This is a genomic window from Embleya sp. NPDC008237 (assembly GCF_042956465.1).
GTDB lineage: Bacteria > Actinomycetota > Actinomycetes > Streptomycetales > Streptomycetaceae > Embleya.
In genome coordinates this window covers 534101-550587 of the sequence record NZ_JBIBGL010000004.1, presented here as the reverse complement: position 1 = coordinate 550587, position 16487 = coordinate 534101, and the positions used below count along the sequence as shown (strand labels likewise).

Below are 16487 nucleotides of genomic sequence, written 5' to 3'. Positions count from 1 at the left end.
CGGGTCAGTCCATCGTGGGGATGTCGAAGTTCGCGCTCTCGCGCGCGGTGGACGGCCAGCGCGAGGTGATGGTCTTGGTCCGGGTGTAGAAGCGGATCGAGTCCGGACCGTGCTGGTTCAGGTCGCCGAATCCGGATCGCTTCCAGCCGCCGAAGGTGTGGTAGGCCACCGGCACCGGGATGGGCACGTTGACGCCGACCATGCCGGTGTTCACTCGGCGGCCGAAGTCGCGGGCGGTGTCGCCGTCCCGGGTGAAGATCGCCACGCCGTTGCCGTACTCGTGCTCGCTGGCCAGGCGCAGCGCGTCCTCGTAGGAGGCCGCGCGGACCACGGACAACACCGGGCCGAAGATCTCCTCCCGGTACACCCGCATCGAGGGCGTCACGTGGTCGAACAGCGACGCGCCGACGAAGTAGCCGTCCTCGTGGCCGGGGACGTGCACGTCGCGGCCGTCGACGAGCAGTTCGGCGCCTTCGGCGACGCCGATGTCCAGGTAGCCGTGCACCCGTTCGAGTGCGTCCCGGCCGACCAGCGGGCCGAAGTCGGCGTCCCGGTCGTGGGAGGGGCCCACCCGCAGGGTGGCGATGCGCGCGACGAGCTTGTCCACCAGCGCGTCTGCGGTCTCGGCGCCGACGGGGACCGCCACCGAGATGGCCATGCAGCGCTCGCCGGCGGAGCCGTATCCGGCGCCGATCAGCGCCTCGACGACCTGGTCGAGGTCCGCGTCCGGCATCACGATCAGGTGGTTCTTGGCGCCGCCGAAGCACTGGGCGCGCTTGCCGTTCGCGGTGGCCGAGGTGTACACGTACTCGGCGATCGCGGTCGAGCCGACGAAGCCCAGCGCCTGCACGCGCGGGTCCTCCAGGAGCGTGTCCACGCTCTCCTTGCCGCCGTGGACCACATTCAGCACGCCCGGCGGCAGTCCGGCCTCGAGGAAGAGTTCGGCCAGGCGCAGCGGCACCGAGGGGTCGCGCTCCGAGGGCTTGAGCACGAACGCGTTGCCGCATGCGATGGCCGGGGCGATCTTCCACAGCGGGATCATCGCGGGGAAGTTGAACGGGGTGATGCCGGCGACCACGCCGAGCGGCTGGCGCAGCGAGTGCACGTCGATGCCGGTGCCCGCGTTGTCGGTGAACTCGCCCTTGAGCAGGTGCGGAATACCGATGGCGAACTCCACGACCTCCAAGCCGCGTTGCAGGTCGCCGTGGGCGTCGGCGATGGTCTTGCCGTGCTCGGCCGACAACAGGCGGGCCAGCGACTCGCGTTCGGGTTCGATCAGTTGCAGGAAGCGGGCCAGGACCCGGGCGCGCCGCTGCGGGTTCCAGTCGGCCCAGGCCGGCTGGGCCCGCTCGGCGTCGTCGATCGCGGCCAGGGTGTCGGCGCGATCCGCGAGCGGAACGCGTGCCTGTACCCGCCCGGTGTTGGGGTCGTACACGTCGCCGAACGCGCCGGATGCGCCGAGGACGTGCTTGCCGCCGATGAAGTGGGAAAGCTCGCGGATCATGAACGACCTGTCTCTCGTCAGGTGCGATCCGGAGGCGGGGCATGACCCGACCACGCAACGTCGGCGCGGGTGCGCGTGGTTGCCCGGGCGGGTCGACGTCGAAGTGGTCAGGAAAACCTGGTGGGTTCGACGTTCGCAGGATCATCCGGGGCGGGTGCGCAGACCGGTGTCATGCGTGTTTGCTCCATCCTCGTGGACAACACGGATATACCCGCGGCCGGTATCCTGACTTCCGGATCTACGCACGATGCCCGCCTTCCCGGCCTTCGCCAGTGGCTTGGTGCTGCGGCAGCGCACTCCCCGGTCACAGTGGCGGGACCATGTCGGATTCGCACCGACTTCCCTGCACCGCGGACCTTGTTGTTGAAGACGATATAGTCGGACGTCCTAGTAAGTCCAGCCGACCCGGTCCCGGCGACCGCGACCGGCCTGGTGCGTCAGGCCACGGGCGGTGGCTTCCGGGCGTAGGGAAGGTCGGGTCCCGCGGGCCTCCCGGTGTGGTCCCGGCGTTCGGCGACGAGTCCGGTGACGAATTCCGTGGTGACCCGAATCCACACCGTTTCCGCGCCGTCGCCGTCGATGTCGGGGAGCAGGCGATCCAGGTGCGCGACGGCGGAGGCATCGCGGACCCGGGAGGCGTGGCCCGTCACCGTACTCGTCCAACCGGTTTGCGCCGCGCGGTCGATGCGGTCGGCCTGGAACGCGACCACCGTGTCGAGCGCGGCCTTCGCGAGGGGCGAGTCGGTCGGAGCCCGAAACACCACGCACTCCCGGTCGAGGGCGAACGCCACCAGATGCACGGCCGGAAGAGCGCCCTCGCTCACCACGACGCGTCCCACCCCCGCGCTCGCCATCAGCTCCAGTGCCTCGTGGCGCCCGAGGGGGCGTTTCATCACGGCGTGTTCGCTCATGTCTCAACCCTCGAATCCCGCGCGGGCGCCGACACGGGGCCGACGGGCTCGTGCCGGTCGATTCCCTCGTGTCGACGCCGGGCCCGACGCCCCGCGCGCTCGACCGCGCGTCTGCTCTCCCGGACCCTGACCTCAGCCTTCCGCGCGCCCGACGCCCAGACCAGGGCCGACCGACCCGATCCCACAGGCCCAACGGCCGGTTGCCGCCGGGACCGGGTCGACCTCGTGGGACGGGCACGTTGCGAACGCACCCAGGCGACGGCGAGTTGCGCCGGGCGGGGCAGGAACGACGGGGGCGGCCCGCCACCGACGCAACGCGGCGCAGCGCGGATGCGGGCGGCCCTGGGCCCGGCCGCCTTCCCGGGCGATGGGTACGGCGGCCGGGCCGATCATGGGTGCGCACGGAGCGACGTCGATCGGGTTCGACCCGTGGCTACCGGAGCCTGCCCGCTGGGCCGGCCCGCACGCCCGACTCTGCTCCCCGTCCGCAACGTCGGGCAGAGCCGTTCGGCCCGGTCGGTTCCGGCGAAGGTCCCTTCGTGTGCGCACGACCGGGACGGGACGCCCCCGAGACGGAACGGACGGGCGCCCGACCGGTGCCGTCGCCACCGACGGAATCGGGCTCGGATCAGCGTTTGACATCGGCAAGTTGCTGCACGTGCGTTGCATGTGGTCGAGGGGTCTCCTACGCTCCAATCGGCTGCATGGGGACGTCGAACACCAGGAGCGCGCGGCGGACCGCCGACCGGCTCGCCGTGAGGTCCAAGGGCGTACGTTCCCACGAGGACGCGCCCCGTTCGTGCCTCCGCACTCCGTCCGCGGCGTGCGTCGCGGGCCGAGCGGTCGGGCACGGATGCACACGCGACACCGGGCATCGGTGCGTCGTCGTCGGGTGTGGCCGCCCATGATGTGATCCGCGGGACGGGAGCAGGTGTGGGGCGGAAGCGAATCACCGCGGTCGCCCACCCCACCGCACCGCCGGCCCGATCCCGCCCGCCCGTCCGGCCGCCGTGCGGCGACCGGACGCCTGCCAGGAATCCGAGGCACCGATGACCGACCTCGAATCGCTGCGCGCCCACTACGCCGCGACCCCCGACGGCCGCCCCAGCCGCTACCAGGCATGGGAAGTCGGCCGCGCCGTGGGCGACTCGATCACCCCGGCCACCTGCGATCCCGAGTACCGGACCTGGATGGTCGCCCATCTGGCACGCCTGCTGGACCGAGGACGCCCCGACTCCGCGCTGCTGAGCCTGGGCTGCGGCAATGCGATGGTCGAGGCCGAGTTGGTACGCGCGGGCCACCGGGTGCTCGCCGTGGACGCCCTGCCCGAGGCCGTCGACCTCGCCCACCGCAAGGGCGTGGACGCCGTCTGCGCGGACGTCCTGGTGTGGACGCCGCCGACCCGCGCCTGGACCGTCGTCTACGCCGACGGCCTGGCCGGCGACCTGCACCGGTACACCCGGGGTCTGGGCCCGGCCCTGGAACGTTTCCATACCTGGTCGCAGCCCGGCATCGGCAGCCTGGTCCTGTCCGACGACCCGCTCCACGTCGACCCGGACGCCCGGACCGGCCCGGACGTTCCCGGTTTCTCCTGGTTGTGCGCCCTCGCCCTGGCCGACGAAGCCGAAGAGGCCGGCTTCCGGGACGCGACCACCGCGACGATCAACTACCGAGGCCCCCTGTCCGGCCCCCGCGACCGCGCGGTCGTCACGGCCCTCCACTGACACGCGCCGGGAGTGGGCAGCGCGGGCCGCTCCGGTGCGGGGGAGCAGGGATCCCGGGTCGGCGCGCTCGCGATGCCCGTTCCGGGTGCGCGGTGTGCGGTGCCGGCACACCGCCGGGGCGTCACCGCGTCATCGCCGCCCGGTAGGGCCGGAAGAACGCGCGCAGTTCCTCGGCGTACAACTCGGGCTCCTCGAACGCCGCGAAGTGCCCGCCGCGTGCGGGCTCGGTCACCCGCACGAGGTTCGTCGTACGTTCGAGCCAGGCCCGCGGCGGGCGCACGATGTCACCGGGGAAGAGCGAGAAGCCGGACGGTACCTCCACCCGGCGGGCGAGCTGCGCGGGCGGGATCGCGGAGTTCGCGTGGTACATGCGCATCGACGAGCCGATCGTCCCGGTGAACCAGTACAGCGTGAGGTTCGTGAGGATCTCGTCCCGGGTGAACGACCGTTCCACGACGCCGTCGCAATCGCTCCAGGCCCGGAGCTTCTCGACGATCCACGCGGCGAGACCGGCGGGCGAGTCGTTGAGCCCGACGGCGGCGGTCTGCGGCTTGGTGCGGTGCATCGCGGCGTACCCGCCCTCGGCACCGCCCCAGACGGCGACGCTCTCGATCCAGGCGCGTTCCTCGGGCGTGAGTTCCGCCGGGTCCCCGGTGAACAGGGGCACGCCCCCGTCGGTCCGGTGCACGGCGACGACCCGGTCGGGGTGGTCGAGGGCGAGGTAACGGCTGACATGGCTGCCGATGTCGCCACCGGCCGCGCCGAAGCGCGGATAGCCCAGGACGTCCATGAGTTCGGCCCACAGGCCGGCGACGGCGATCGAGTCGAGCGGGGCGCCGGTGGGGCGGTCGGAATACCCGTAGCCCGGCATGTCGGGCACCACCACGTCGAACGCGTCGGCGGGATCGGCGCCGTGCGCGCCGGGATCGGTGAGCAGCGGGACGACCTTCGTGTACCGCCAGAACGAGTCCGGCCAGCCGTGGCCGAGCACCAGCGGCAGCACGGGCCCGGTCGGTGCGACGGCCCGAGCGTGCACGAAGTGGATCCCGAGCCCGCCGAGCGGGACGCGAAAGCGCGGCAGCCGGGCCAGTGCCGCCTCCTGCGCGGGCCAGTCGAAGCCGTCCGCCCAGTAGGCGACGAGCTCACGGAGATAGTCGAGATCGGTACCGAGCGACCACCCGGCCTCCTCGGGCGCGTCCGGCCAACGCGTCGCGCGCAACCGCGCCCGAAGATCCTCGAGATCCGCGGCCGCGGTCCGGGAGGTGAACGGTTCCGGGCGAGGCAGAGCATCCGACATGCCATGCATGCTAGTGCCGCGCCCGGTGGATCCTGGTGTGGGCCGCGCCGCCTGCCACATCTCGCGCGTAGCCCCCACCGGACCGGGGGCAGGCGCTCGACGCGCGCTGCGGTGGTGTGCGAACACGCCCACCGGTGGCGCAACATCGGTCCGGGGCCGAATCGGCCAGGTATGTGTGGGGTCCCTCGCTCCCGAAAGAAACGGACTCCTCGTGCGAACCCGACTGCCGCGTCAGCTCCCGATCCCCGAACGACGTCCACGCCGCGCCGGGTCGGCCCGAAGGCGTGCCCGAATCGCCGCGGTGGCGGTGGCGGCGCTGCTGAGCGTGACGGCCGCCGCACCGCCGTCGGGCACCTCGGTGCGATCCGATGCCCCGGCCGGATCCGCGCAGCAGGTGCCGTCGTTCGTCAAGACGCTGACCCCCGAACTCGTCGCGATGATGCAGCGGCTGCGCATCCCCGGGGCGATCGTGTCCATCCGTACCCCGGAGTGGGGCACGTGGACCACGACCCTGGGCACGGGCGACCTCGCCGACGGCACACCCATGCGTACCGCGGACCACATGCGGGTCGGCAGCATCACGAAGACCTTCACCGGGACGATCATCCTGCAACTCGTTCAGGCGGGACGGTTGTCGCTGGAGGACCCGGTGTCCGCGTTCCGGTCGGACGTACCCGACGGGGAACACATCACCATCCGCCAACTGCTCCAGATGACCAGCGGTCTGTACAACTACACCGAGGATCCCGACTTCAACCGCACTCTGGACGAGCGGCCGCAGACCCGGTGGACTCCGGACGAGCTGCTTGCGATCGCGTTCCGGCATCCGTCGTACTTCCCGCCCGGCGGGGGATTCCACTACTCCAACACCAACACGGTGCTGCTCGGCCTGATCGCCGAGAAGCTCACCGGCCAACCGCTCGCCGAGCTGTACCAACAGCACATCTTCCGCCCGCTCGGCATGTCCGAGAGCAGCCTGCCGAACGACTCCCGACTGCCGCTCCCGCACGCCCACGGTTACGAGTTCATCGGGAACGTGGAGAGCCTGACCGCGCCGGTACTGACCGGCAAGGAAGCGGCCTGGGCGGACTGGTCGGCCGGCAATCCCAAGGACGTCACCGACGCGAACCCCTCGTGGGCCTGGGCGGCCGGCGCCGCGGTCTCCACCGTCGACGATCTGCTGCGCTGGGCCCCGGCGTTGGCCACCGGCACCCTGCTCAGCCCCGAGATCCAGCGCGAGCGGCTGAAGTTCGTGCCCGCGTCGGACCAACCCGGGGCGCCCACATACGGCCTCGCCATCGCGGACTTCGCCGGCTTCCTCGGCCATGACGGCCAACTGCCCGGCTACAACAGCTTCGTGGGGTACAACCCGCAGTCCTGCGCGACCGTCGTGGTCCTGGTCAACCTCAACCAGTCGCCCGACGGCAACGCCCCGGCCAACGAACTCACCAAACTCATCCTGGCGAAGGTCTTCCCCGGGTCACCCGCGTAGCCTGCGCCCACTCGTCGCAGCCGATGGCCCGCGGCGGAGCCCGGCGGACTCCGCCGCGGACCCGAGGCCCGAACCCCCGGGGGGCCGAACCCCCGAAGCCCGAACCATCGAGGTCCGAACCCCCGGGGCCCGAACCCTCGGGGGAGCGGCGACCACCGTGCTCGTACGCACGTGTGCGGTACGCGAGTCACCCGGGATGGGCGTACAACGCGTGTTCGCCGGTGCGGAGCTCGCCGTCCGCCCCGATCAGCGTGGCGCGCGTGGTCGGTGCCGCGGCGCACCAGGTGGGGCGCAGGCCGAGGAGGAAGGCGTGTCGGTAGGCGGAGGCGATCGCCGCCGCGCCCGCCTCGTCCAGTACGTCCGTGTCCATCAGGTCGAACGTCACCTCGACGACGTCGTCGGGCAGGGCGTTGATCCGCGCCACCAGATCCTTGCGCAGCCGGTGCGCGACGGACGCGTCCACGGTCCTCGGTACCACCACCCGCGCACGGCCCTGCTCCACCAGACACTCACAGGCCCAGGTGTCGACCACTGTCTCCCCCATCCCACGTCGAAGAACACGCCCGCAGGGGCGGGGCGTTCCGCTTCTTCGAGTCCACCGCACGCCGGGAGTCCCCGCACGGTCCGATACGCAAACGAGACGAAATCGAGGGCAGCACCGGGCCTGGCGGCGACCGGCCGGCCCACACCGGCACGTCCGACGGCCGCCGAAGCGTAGCCGGAGCCGGATCGCAGCGCCACGCGGATCGATCACGAATCACGCTTGCGGGGTGTGAAGTCGGTCCCGAGAGCGGCCGAGCGCACACCGAGCGGTCGAATGGGGCTCAGCCGTCACCCCGCGCCGTCACCTCGCGCCGTCAGCCGGCGTCGTCACCCGGCGTCGTCCGCCGGCCACTCGTCGCCGCCCTCCCAGGCCACCCGGTCCCGATCGGTCGGGTCGAGGCCGAGCCGGGCGGCCAGGTCGTCCAGCTCCCGGCGGCTGTGCAGTTGCCGGTAGGTGCCGTCGGCGAGCATCACCAGCCGGTAGTCGTCACCCGGGCGATACGCCTCGACCACGAGGTCGAAACGGCCGTGCGCCTTGTCGCTCATGGTTTCCACGGTCGCGCACCGGGACCCGATCGGCCACCCCCGCCGGACCCGTTCGGCAGGTCCGCAGCGGCCCGTGCGCATCCCCCCGCAGGGCCCGCCGGAGGGAACCGATCGCCGCACCCGCGACGCCCGGTGCCGCGCCAGCGGACGCGTGATGCCGACCCCGATGCCATCCTGAGGAGAGTGCTCCTCGGGCGACACCGGAACACGTTCGAGCGGTGGAGGTGGCCGGGATGGGCGGAGCGGGGCGAGTCGCGCGACTGGTCTGCGGCCGGCGTGCCAAGTGGATCATTCTCGTGATCTGGATTCTGGTACTGGTCGTGGCCGGGCCGGCCGCGAGCAAGCTGATGGACGCGGAGAAGAACGATGCCTCCGCGTGGTTGCCCGGCAACGCCGAGTCGACCAAGGTCGTCGACCAATCGAAGGCATTCCTGCCGCAAAACGTCACCGCGGTCGTGGTGTTCGCCCGCGCATCCGGTCTGACCCCGGCCGACGAGGCGACCATCGCCGCCGATGCCGCACGGATGCGCACCCTCACCGAGCACGGGATCGTCGGCGCCCAGGTACAGGGCCCCGTCCCCGACCGCCCCGTCGCCCCGCGTGCCGCGTTGGTCCTGGTGCCGATCACCTTCGGCGACAACGGCTGGAACAGCATCGCCAAGGCCGTGGACGACATCCGCGCGATCCTGGACGCCGATCCCGACACCGGGCTGGAATCCCACATCACCGGGCCGGGCGGCGTCGCCGCCGACAGCAGCGACGCGTTCGAGGGCATCGACGGAACCCTGCTGTTCGCGGCCCTGGGCGTGGTCGTGGTGATCCTGCTGTTCACCTATCGCAGCCCGACGCTGCTCCTGGTCCCGGTCTTCTGCGTGGTCGGTGCCCTGTTGGCCGCCCAGGCGGTGATCTACGTACTGGCCCGACACGCGTCCCTGGTGGTCAACGCGCAGAGCGCGGGCATCCTGACCGTCCTGGTGTTCGGCGCCGGCACCGACTACGCGCTGCTGCTCGTCGCCCGTTACCGGGAGGAACTGCGTCGGCACGAGGACCGACACGAGGCGATGGCACTGGCCCTGCACCGTGCCGGCCCAGCGGTGATCGCCAGTGCCTCCACCGTGATCATCGGCATGCTGTGCCTGCTCGCCGCCGAGATGAATTCCACCAACGGCCTCGGACCGGTCGCCGCGATCGGTGTGGCGGTGGCGCTGCTCGCGATGTTGACCCTGTTCCCGGCGGTACTGCTCATCGTCGGGCGGTGGATCTTCTGGCCCGTCATCCCGCACCTGGGCTCGCCCGAGCCGACCGAGACCGGGCTGTGGGCCCGGATCGGCCGACGCATCGCCCGCCGACCGCGCGCCGTCTGGATCGGGACCTCGGCGATCCTGGCCGCGCTTTCCCTGGGCATGCTGGCCCTGAACTCCACCGGCCTCACCACCGCCGAGAGCTTCACCGACAAGCCGGACTCGGTGGTCGGCCAGGAGGTCCAGGCCCGCTACTTCCCGGCAGGCACCGGGCAACCACTCCAGGTGATCACCGACACCGGTTCGGTGGACGCGGTCCGCACATCGCTGGCGGGCGTGCCCGGGGTGGTCCCGGACAGCGTGCTGGTCCCGCCGGGGGTGCCGGCGGAGCGCGACGGGCGGTCGTACCTGGAGGCGACCCTGGTCGACGCCGCAGACAGCAGCGCGGCCCGGAACACCGTCGACGACGCCCGCACCGCCGTGCACGCGGTACCGCAGGCCGACGCGCTCGTGGGCGGCGGCACCGCGGCCCAGCTCGACAGCAACCGGGCCTCGGAACGCGACGAGAAGCTGCTGATCCCGGTCATCCTCGCGGTCGTGTTGATCATCCTGGGGCTGCTCCTGCGCGCCCTGGTCGCCCCGGTCGTGCTGATCGCCACCGTGGTGTTGTCCTTCACCGCGGCACTGGGCATCAGCGCGCTGGCATTTCGGCACGTGTTCGACTTCGCCGCCGAGGACACCTCGTTCCCGCTGCTCGTCTTCGTCTTCCTGGTCGCCCTGGGCATCGACTACAACATCTTCCTGACCACCCGGGTGCGCGAGGAGAGCATCCGCAGCGACACTCGCACCGGTGCGCTGACCGGGCTCGCCGCGACCGGCGGCGTGATCACCTCGGCCGGGCTGGTCCTGGCCGGCACCTTCGCGGCCCTGGCCACCCTGCCGATCGTCGGGTTCGCCGAAATCGGCTTCGCGGTGGCGCTCGGTGTGCTGCTGGACACCATGGTGGTCCGCTCGGTGGTCGTCACCGCCCTCATCCTCGACCTGCGCGAGCGCATGTGGTGGCCGAGCGCCCTGTGGCGCAGGGGCGCCCGGCCCGCGGACGCGCCACCGAGCCACCGACGCCGTTGAGGACGTACGCCGGGCCGAGGTACGCGTTCGACCTGCGGGTGGTCGGCGCCCCCGGGCCCGCCGACCACCCGGGGCTCACGCGGCGAAGCCGCCGTCCACGGCGACCGACGCGCCGGTGATGTACCCGCCGCCGTCGCCCGCCAGGTGCGCCACGGTCGCGGCGATCTCCCACGGCTTCCCGTAGCGCCCGAGCGCCGTCAAATCCCGCTGCGTGTCGGCCGAGGCCCCGTCGGCGGGGTTCATGTCGGTGTCGATCGGACCGGGGTGCACGATGTTGGCGGTGATGCCCCGCGGGCCCAACTCCCGGGCCAGCGACGTGGTCAGGCCGATCAGCGCGGTCTTGCTCATCGCGTACAGGGAAGCCCCGCCGACCGCGGCCCGCTCGGCCATGCAGCTGCCGATGTTGACGATCCGCCCGCCCTCGCCCATGTGCCGGGCGGCGGCCTGTGCCGCGACGAACGGTGCCCGCACGTTGATACTCAGCACCCGGTCGACGTCGTCCAACGACAGGTCCTCGACCGCGCCGAGCACGCCGATCCCGGCATTGTTGACCAGGATGTCCAGCCGCCCGAACTCCGCCGCGGCCCGATCCACCGCGTCGCGCACCGCGCGCGGGTCCGCGCTGTCGGCCTGCACCGCCAGGCCCCGCCGGCCCAGCGCCTCGATCCGCTCGACCACATCCGCCGCGCCCTCGGCCCCGTCCCGGTAGGTCACCGCGACATCGGCCCCGTCCTCGGCCAACCGCAGCGCCACGGCCTCCCCGATGCCCCGGCTGCCACCGGTCACGAAAGCCACCTTGCCGTGCAATACCGCAGTCATGTTCGCTCGTTCCCTCGATCGGATGTGCAGACGGGATCGATGCTCCCGCGCCTCCGACAGGAAGTCCGGCGACAATCGGACGTCGCGTTCACGCGGCCCGCGGGCGGCTTCGGGACCGGCCCGGCCGGATCCGTGCCGCCCACCGCCCCGGACGTCCCGGCGTCAGGCATCGGTCTCGCGCTCGTGGGGCAGGCCCGGGCGTTGTCGGCGAGGCCGCCCATGGGCGTCGCGGCGGGTGGGGGGCCGGTGTTCAGGTGTCGGCCGAGGTCTGCGGGAAGTCGGGTGGGGCCGTCCCGCCCAGGTTGTGGGTGATCGCTCGGGAAGCGGCGAGCAGGCGGTCGCCGATCGCCCGGATGCCGGCCGGGTCCGGGTCGGCCCACACGTAGACGCTGATGTCGAGTGCGCCGGCGCCGTCGCCGGTGAAGGCCGGGGCGGACATGACGCCCACGGAGTACGTGCGGGCCTCGCGGAGGTCGTCGTCGAGGTACTCGATGGTGCCGATCTCGTGCAGGAGTTCGGTGACGGCCGGGCGTTGGCGCGGCGAGAGCGAGTCGAGTTCGACCCGGAGGGCGCGCAGGCGCCGGGAGGCGGGCGTGTCGCTCTCGACGGTGTAGCCGCGCCGGCGCACGGTGGCCGGCACGTCGCGGAAGTGACGGGTGCGGGCGGGGTCGGCGTGCGGGGCGCGGCCGAGCCGGCGCGCGATCTCCGGCTCGCCCGCCCGGGCGACCAGGCCGGGGCCGGCGTCGGGAGCGGTCATCCGAGCGGTCGCCGCGGAGTCGTGCGAGGCCCGGGGCCTCGTGCTCGACGGGCGCACCGAGACCCGGTGCCGCCGTGCGACGACGCGCCCTTGCCGGCTGCGCGTCCCCGAACACGCCCGGGCCGAGCTCGGGGTCGGCGGCGGGTGAGGCGGTACCCGAATTCGCCTCGACCGTCCGTCGATCAACGGGCAGGGGCCGTTGCGTGCCCGGGGCGCTCCGGGTGCGGCAGGGCGTGACCCCGTTCGGTCCGGGATCGTGTGGATGGCCGTGCCAAGTGGTAGATACTGGGCAAATCGTCCTCGGTGTCCGGAGGGATCGAAGGGTGACGGAAGACGGTCACGGCGGGTCCGACCTCGAGCTGCCCGCGGAGTGGACGGGACCCTTGGCGCGCGCCGTCTTCGACCAGGGTGCGATGGTCCTCGCGGCCGTCGACCCCGACCTTCGGATCATCGCCACCAACGCGTCCGCCGAACGTTTCCCGCGCACCCCGATGAGCCGAGGGGACGACATGCGGGCCGCCCTCACCACCCTCGGCCTCGAGCAGCTGGTGCCCGCCCTCGAAGCGGCGCTGTCGCCCGCGGGCCCGGTCCTGCGCAGATGGCAACCGCTCCCCGCGCGCGCCGCGAACGGCGACCTCCTCCTGCATCTGGGCGTCGGCATCCTGCGCGTCGAGCGCACGCCGGGTCGCACCCTCGGCCTGCTCGTGACGATGAACGACACGACCGAGCTGGCGCGCGCCGAATCCCGCCTCGACGTGGTCCGCGAGGCCGCCGAGAGCATCGGCGCATCCCTGGACGTCGCCGAGACCGCCCGGCAACTCGCCGACCTGGTCGTGCCGCGCCTGGCGGACCTGGCCGCCGTACACCTCGCCGAGACGGTCCTGGCCGGCGAGGAGCCCGCGGTCGACCCGGTGACCGGCTACACGCCCGAGGTCCGCGCCGGGGTGGCCCAAACGGGCGAGGCATGGCCCGCGGCACTGGTCCAGGTCGGCGAACGCCTGCCCGTCCCGCCCGACATCCCGGAGGTCCGGGCCATGGAGAGCGGCGCCACCCTGCTGATCCCGCACCTGGCCGTGCTCCCGGCCGACGCCGTGGGTGTCGTGCCCGACAACGCCCACAGTCTGCTGGCCGTACCGCTGTTCGCCCGCGGCCATGTGCTCGGCACCGTGCAACTGTGGCGCACCGACCGCCGGGAACCCTTCGACGAGGGCGATGCCCGCCTGCTGGAGGAGATCGCCTCGCGCGCCGCGCTGAGCGTGGACAACGCGCGTCGCTACACCCGCGAACGCAACGTCGCGCTCGCCCTGCAACGCAGCCTCCTGCCCGAGGAGGGCACCGACGAACCGGCCGCCGAGACGTTCGCGGCCTACCTGCCCACCTCCTCCTCGGCCGGGATCGGCGGCGACTGGTACGACATGATCCCGCTGTCCTCGCTGCGCCTGGCCTTCGTGCTCGGCGACGTGGCCGGGCACGGCCTCCAGGCCAGCGCGACGATGGGCCGCCTGCGTACCGCCGTTCAGGCGCTCGCCGACATGGACCTGCCCCCGGACGAGTTGCTGACCCACGTGGACGACCTGGTCCAGCGTTTCCCGAGCCGGTCGAGCGATACCGCCGAGGTGACCGGCGCCACGTGCCTGTACGTGGAATACGACCCGGTGATCGGCCGGTGCCGGATGGCCTCGGCCGGACATCCGCCGCCGGTGGTCCTGGAACCCGACGGGCGCGCCCGCTTCGTGGAGTTGGAGGCCGGCCCACCGCTGGGGGTCGGCGGCATGCCGTTCGAGATCGCCGAGATCGACCTGGCCCCGGGCAGCGTGCTGATCCTCTACAGCGACGGCCTGGTCTCCGGACCCGACCACGACCTCGCCGCGGGCATGCGCCGCCTTCGGGGGCGCCTCGAACACAGCGGCCTCACCCATCGGGACCTGGGCGACGTCGGGCGCGAACTGCTCGACGCCGGGGCGGCCGGATCGCGCGACGACGACGCCACCCTGCTGCTGGCCCGGGTGCGCAAGCTGCCCGACCGGGACAGCGTGTTCTGGGAGTTGCCCGCCGACCCGGAACACGTGGCGCGGGCCCGCGAGTTGACCACCGCGCAACTCGGCGCCTGGGACCTGGACCACCTCGTGTTCACCACCGAACTGGTCGTCAGCGAACTGGTCACCAACGCCGTCCGCTACGGCGAACACGGCCCGATCACGCTGGGGCTCGTCCGCGGCCGGGACGTCCTGATCTGCGAGGTCTCCGACCCCAGCAACACCCAACCGCGCCTGCGCCGCGCCCGCTCCACCGACGAGGGCGGGCGCGGTCTGTTCCTGGTCGCGCAACTCACCAGCCGCTGGGGGAGTCGCTACGAGCGGCGCGGCAAGACGATCTGGGCCGAGCAGGAGATCGCGCCGGCCGCGGACGTATGGGACCTCGGCTGACGCCGGTTCGCCCATCGTCGCTCGGGCCTTCGTGCGGCCGCACCCGGCTCGTGGCACGAACGCCGACCCCGGCCCGGCGGGTCGCCGGGTCGGGCTCCTCGGTCGGCCTCGGTGACCCGCCGGTCAGGCCGACGGCGTCGGGACGGCCGGGCGCACGGGGTGCTTGCTCATGACGGACACCCGGTTGAAGGCGTTCATGGTGATCGCGACCCAGATCACCGCGGAGATCTCGTCGTCGGACAGCACGGTCCGCGCCGCGGCGTAGGCGCTCTCCTGGGCGCCGGCGTCCGCGGGATGCGTGGTGGCCTCGGCCAGGGCCAGTGCGGCCCGTTCCCGGGAGCCGAACAGTGCGGTGTCGCGCCAGGCGGGCAGCACCGCCAGCCGTTGGGTCGTCTCGCCCGCGCGCAGGGCCGTTCGGGTGTGCAGGTCGAGGCAGAACGCGCAGGCGTTGAGCTGGGACACGCGGATGTTGATCAGCTCCACGAGCGGCCGGTCCAGGCCCGCCTCGGCGGCGACCTCCCGAACGGCCTCGGCGGTCGCGACCAATGCCTTGTACGCCCGCGGGCTTTGCTTGTCGACGTACACCCGTCCGCCGGTGGTCGCCACTGCCATTGCCGCTTCCGTCACGTGCACTCCCTCATCGCGCGATCTCTCGTCGCTCGTCCTATCATCGATTCGGGAATTGTTGAAATTGGAACTTTATGGCAGGGAAAGGAAATGCGGATGACGGGTCAGGCCGTGGAACCCACCGTTCGAAACGTTGCCGACAGGCACCGCTACGAGATTCGGATCGACGGCGCGTTCGCCGGTCTCACGATGTACCGCGACCGGGGCGAGCAGCGTGTTTTCTACCACACCAGGATCGACGACGCCTTCTCCGGACGGGGCCTGGCCTCCGTACTCGTGCGGGAGGCGCTGAACGACGTGCGCGCCGCGGGAAAGCGGATCGTGCCGGTCTGCCCCTACGTCAAGCAATTCCTGGGCAAGCACGAGGAGTTCGCGGACATCACCGACCCGGTCACCCCCGAGATCCTGCAATGGCTCGACGAGGCCGCCAAGCAGGAGGCTGCCGGATAGGGGATGCGGACCGGGTTGCTCGGCGCTACTCGAGCATTACTCGGGTGCCGGGTCGGCGCTACTTCGGCGCGCGGGTGGGGCGGGACTCCCTATTGCGCTCGGCGGGCCGGCCGCCCGTGGACCTGGTGATGTCGGCGGCGGCGGCCAGCAGCCGTTTGCCGGCGCGGGCGATCTCGGCGCCGCGCAGCGGCTTGGCCATCAGCAGGGAGAGCACGACGGAGGTGCGTCCGTCGGCGTCGAACGCGGGGGCGGAGATCGTGTTCACGCTGTAGCGGGTGCGGTCGTCGAGACGTTCCGGCAGCGAATCGATGTGGCTGAGCTCGGTGTAGAGCAGGGTGACCGCCTCCTGCTGGGACGCGGACAGGTCCTCGCGCATCAGCCCGTACAGCGCCTCGCGCAGCCGCATCGACGCCGTGCTCTCGCGATGCACGTCGTAGCCGCGCCGGCGGATGGTCTCCAGTTCGCCGATCAGTCGATTGCGGAACTCCTCGTCGGCGCGCGGTGCACGATCGAGCCAGGCTCGGATCTCGTCCTCGCCCGACCAGGCGATCTGCACCGCGCCGTACGGCGGCACCAGGGGGATGCGCAGGCCGCTCCCGAAGGCGTCGCCGGGGGGTCGCGGCCCGGCCGCGTCCACGACCGTGATCGTCTTGCTGTCGTGCACCGCGGCGGTGCACGGTACGCCGAACTCCTCGGCCAGGGACACCAGATGGTGCTGCGCGGCCCGCGCGGCCGGGAACGAGCGCTCGGCCGAGTGGCCGACCGCGATCAGCGCGGGCCCCAGCGAGTACCCGGTCGGCGTGTGCAACAGGTAGTGCGCGTCGGCCAGTCGGCGCACCACCGCGTGGCAGGTCGCCTTGCTGATCCCGCTGTACCGGATGATCTCGGTGAGCGTGAACTCGCGGCCGGGATGGGCCGAGAGCAGGTCGAGTACGGCGATCACCCGGTCGGTGGGCGGCGACGCGGATCGATCGCCCGAGTCGGCGGGGGCGTGCCCGGGCGGGTGGGGCGGCTGGGGCATG

Annotated in this window: 14 protein-coding genes and 1 riboswitch; of the genes, 5 read left to right on the top strand and 9 right to left on the bottom strand. The window is 72.3% G+C overall.

From position 1 onward, the window contains the following. Positions 1 to 4 precede the first annotated feature (4 nt). Positions 5 to 1504, bottom strand: coding sequence for a CoA-acylating methylmalonate-semialdehyde dehydrogenase (locus ACFZBU_RS12855; protein ID WP_391583543.1), 1500 nt, complete (start codon positions 1502 to 1504; stop codon positions 5 to 7). Between the two features lie 197 nt (positions 1505 to 1701). Continuing rightward, a riboswitch (cobalamin riboswitch) is annotated at positions 1702 to 1872 on the bottom strand. A gap of 69 nt (positions 1873 to 1941) precedes the next feature. Next, complete coding sequence (locus tag ACFZBU_RS12850; protein ID WP_391583542.1) at positions 1942 to 2415, bottom strand: pyridoxamine 5'-phosphate oxidase family protein; 474 nt, start codon at positions 2413 to 2415, stop codon at positions 1942 to 1944. A 1049-nt stretch (positions 2416 to 3464) separates the two neighbouring features. On the opposite strand from ACFZBU_RS12850, the gene ACFZBU_RS12845 reads away from it, so the two are divergent. Next, positions 3465 to 4139 carry a class I SAM-dependent methyltransferase gene (locus ACFZBU_RS12845; RefSeq protein ID WP_391583541.1) on the top strand — a complete coding sequence of 225 codons (675 nt, stop codon included), beginning with the start codon at positions 3465 to 3467 and terminating at the stop codon, positions 4137 to 4139. Between the two features lie 121 nt (positions 4140 to 4260). On the opposite strand, the gene ACFZBU_RS12840 is transcribed toward ACFZBU_RS12845, so the two are convergent. Continuing rightward, positions 4261 to 5436, bottom strand: coding sequence for an epoxide hydrolase family protein (locus ACFZBU_RS12840; protein ID WP_391583540.1), 1176 nt, complete (start codon positions 5434 to 5436; stop codon positions 4261 to 4263). Between the two features lie 301 nt (positions 5437 to 5737). Here ACFZBU_RS12840 and ACFZBU_RS12835 point away from each other — a divergent pair, with 301 nt between their 5' ends. Continuing rightward, entirely contained in the window at positions 5738 to 6928 is a 1191-nt protein-coding gene (locus ACFZBU_RS12835) for a serine hydrolase domain-containing protein (RefSeq protein WP_391583539.1), read from the top strand. Between the two features lie 187 nt (positions 6929 to 7115). On the opposite strand, the gene ACFZBU_RS12830 is transcribed toward ACFZBU_RS12835, so the two are convergent. Together ACFZBU_RS12830 and ACFZBU_RS12825 are read right to left on the bottom strand one after the other, a co-directional pair. Then, positions 7116 to 7472 (bottom strand): hypothetical protein, encoded by a 357-nt coding sequence (locus tag ACFZBU_RS12830; protein WP_391583538.1) that lies wholly within the window; start codon positions 7470 to 7472, stop codon positions 7116 to 7118. A gap of 326 nt (positions 7473 to 7798) precedes the next feature. Beyond that, a complete protein-coding gene (locus tag ACFZBU_RS12825) occupies positions 7799 to 8017 on the bottom strand; it encodes a hypothetical protein (RefSeq protein WP_391583537.1) in 219 nt (72 codons plus the stop codon). Positions 8018 to 8250: 233 nt separating this feature from the next. Between ACFZBU_RS12825 and ACFZBU_RS12820 the strand changes: the two genes are divergently transcribed. Then, positions 8251 to 10386: an MMPL family transporter gene (locus tag ACFZBU_RS12820; RefSeq protein WP_391583536.1), complete on the top strand. Its 2136-nt coding sequence runs from the start codon at positions 8251 to 8253 to the stop codon at positions 10384 to 10386. 75 nt (positions 10387 to 10461) lie between these two features. Here the strand turns inward: ACFZBU_RS12820 and ACFZBU_RS12815 are convergent, their stop codons facing one another. Then, positions 10462 to 11205, bottom strand: coding sequence for an SDR family NAD(P)-dependent oxidoreductase (locus ACFZBU_RS12815; RefSeq protein WP_391583535.1), 744 nt, complete (start codon positions 11203 to 11205; stop codon positions 10462 to 10464). A 250-nt stretch (positions 11206 to 11455) separates the two neighbouring features. Then, complete coding sequence (locus tag ACFZBU_RS12810) at positions 11456 to 11962, bottom strand: hypothetical protein (protein WP_391583534.1); 507 nt, start codon at positions 11960 to 11962, stop codon at positions 11456 to 11458. 323 nt (positions 11963 to 12285) lie between these two features. On the opposite strand from ACFZBU_RS12810, the gene ACFZBU_RS12805 reads away from it, so the two are divergent. Then, positions 12286 to 14388, top strand: a complete 2103-nt coding sequence (locus tag ACFZBU_RS12805; protein ID WP_391583533.1) for a SpoIIE family protein phosphatase — start codon at positions 12286 to 12288, stop codon at positions 14386 to 14388. A gap of 123 nt (positions 14389 to 14511) precedes the next feature. Here ACFZBU_RS12805 and ACFZBU_RS12800 read toward each other — a convergent pair whose 3' ends face one another. Further along, a complete protein-coding gene (locus tag ACFZBU_RS12800; protein WP_391583744.1) occupies positions 14512 to 15000 on the bottom strand; it encodes a carboxymuconolactone decarboxylase family protein in 489 nt (162 codons plus the stop codon). Between the two features lie 111 nt (positions 15001 to 15111). On the opposite strand from ACFZBU_RS12800, the gene ACFZBU_RS12795 reads away from it, so the two are divergent. Then, on the top strand, positions 15112 to 15465 hold the full coding sequence (locus ACFZBU_RS12795; RefSeq protein ID WP_391583532.1) for a GNAT family N-acetyltransferase: 354 nt from the start codon (positions 15112 to 15114) through the stop codon (positions 15463 to 15465). Between the two features lie 58 nt (positions 15466 to 15523). Here ACFZBU_RS12795 and ACFZBU_RS12790 read toward each other — a convergent pair whose 3' ends face one another. Then, on the bottom strand, positions 15524 to 16486 hold the full coding sequence (locus tag ACFZBU_RS12790) for an IclR family transcriptional regulator (RefSeq protein WP_391583743.1): 963 nt from the start codon (positions 16484 to 16486) through the stop codon (positions 15524 to 15526). Position 16487: the final 1 nt, after the last annotated feature.

Bases quoted from the DNA above. Each gene is read 5' to 3' on its own strand.
- ACFZBU_RS12855 (WP_391583543.1), bottom strand. From the start codon at position 1,504: ATGATCCGCGAGCTTTCCCACTTCATCGGCGGCAAGCACGTCCTCGGC.
- ACFZBU_RS12850 (WP_391583542.1), bottom strand. From the start codon at position 2,415: ATGAGCGAACACGCCGTGATGAAACGCCCCCTCGGGCGCCACGAGGCA.
- ACFZBU_RS12845 (WP_391583541.1), top strand. From the start codon at position 3,465: ATGACCGACCTCGAATCGCTGCGCGCCCACTACGCCGCGACCCCCGAC.
- ACFZBU_RS12840 (WP_391583540.1), bottom strand. From the start codon at position 5,436: ATGTCGGATGCTCTGCCTCGCCCGGAACCGTTCACCTCCCGGACCGCG.
- ACFZBU_RS12830 (WP_391583538.1), bottom strand. From the start codon at position 7,472: ATGGGGGAGACAGTGGTCGACACCTGGGCCTGTGAGTGTCTGGTGGAG.
- ACFZBU_RS12825 (WP_391583537.1), bottom strand. From the start codon at position 8,017: ATGAGCGACAAGGCGCACGGCCGTTTCGACCTCGTGGTCGAGGCGTAT.
- ACFZBU_RS12820 (WP_391583536.1), top strand. From the start codon at position 8,251: ATGGGCGGAGCGGGGCGAGTCGCGCGACTGGTCTGCGGCCGGCGTGCC.
- ACFZBU_RS12815 (WP_391583535.1), bottom strand. From the start codon at position 11,205: ATGACTGCGGTATTGCACGGCAAGGTGGCTTTCGTGACCGGTGGCAGC.
- ACFZBU_RS12810 (WP_391583534.1), bottom strand. From the start codon at position 11,962: ATGACCGCTCCCGACGCCGGCCCCGGCCTGGTCGCCCGGGCGGGCGAG.
- ACFZBU_RS12800 (WP_391583744.1), bottom strand. From the start codon at position 15,000: ATGGCAGTGGCGACCACCGGCGGACGGGTGTACGTCGACAAGCAAAGC.
- ACFZBU_RS12795 (WP_391583532.1), top strand. From the start codon at position 15,112: ATGACGGGTCAGGCCGTGGAACCCACCGTTCGAAACGTTGCCGACAGG.
- ACFZBU_RS12790 (WP_391583743.1), bottom strand. From the start codon at position 16,486: ATGCCCCAGCCGCCCCACCCGCCCGGGCACGCCCCCGCCGACTCGGGC.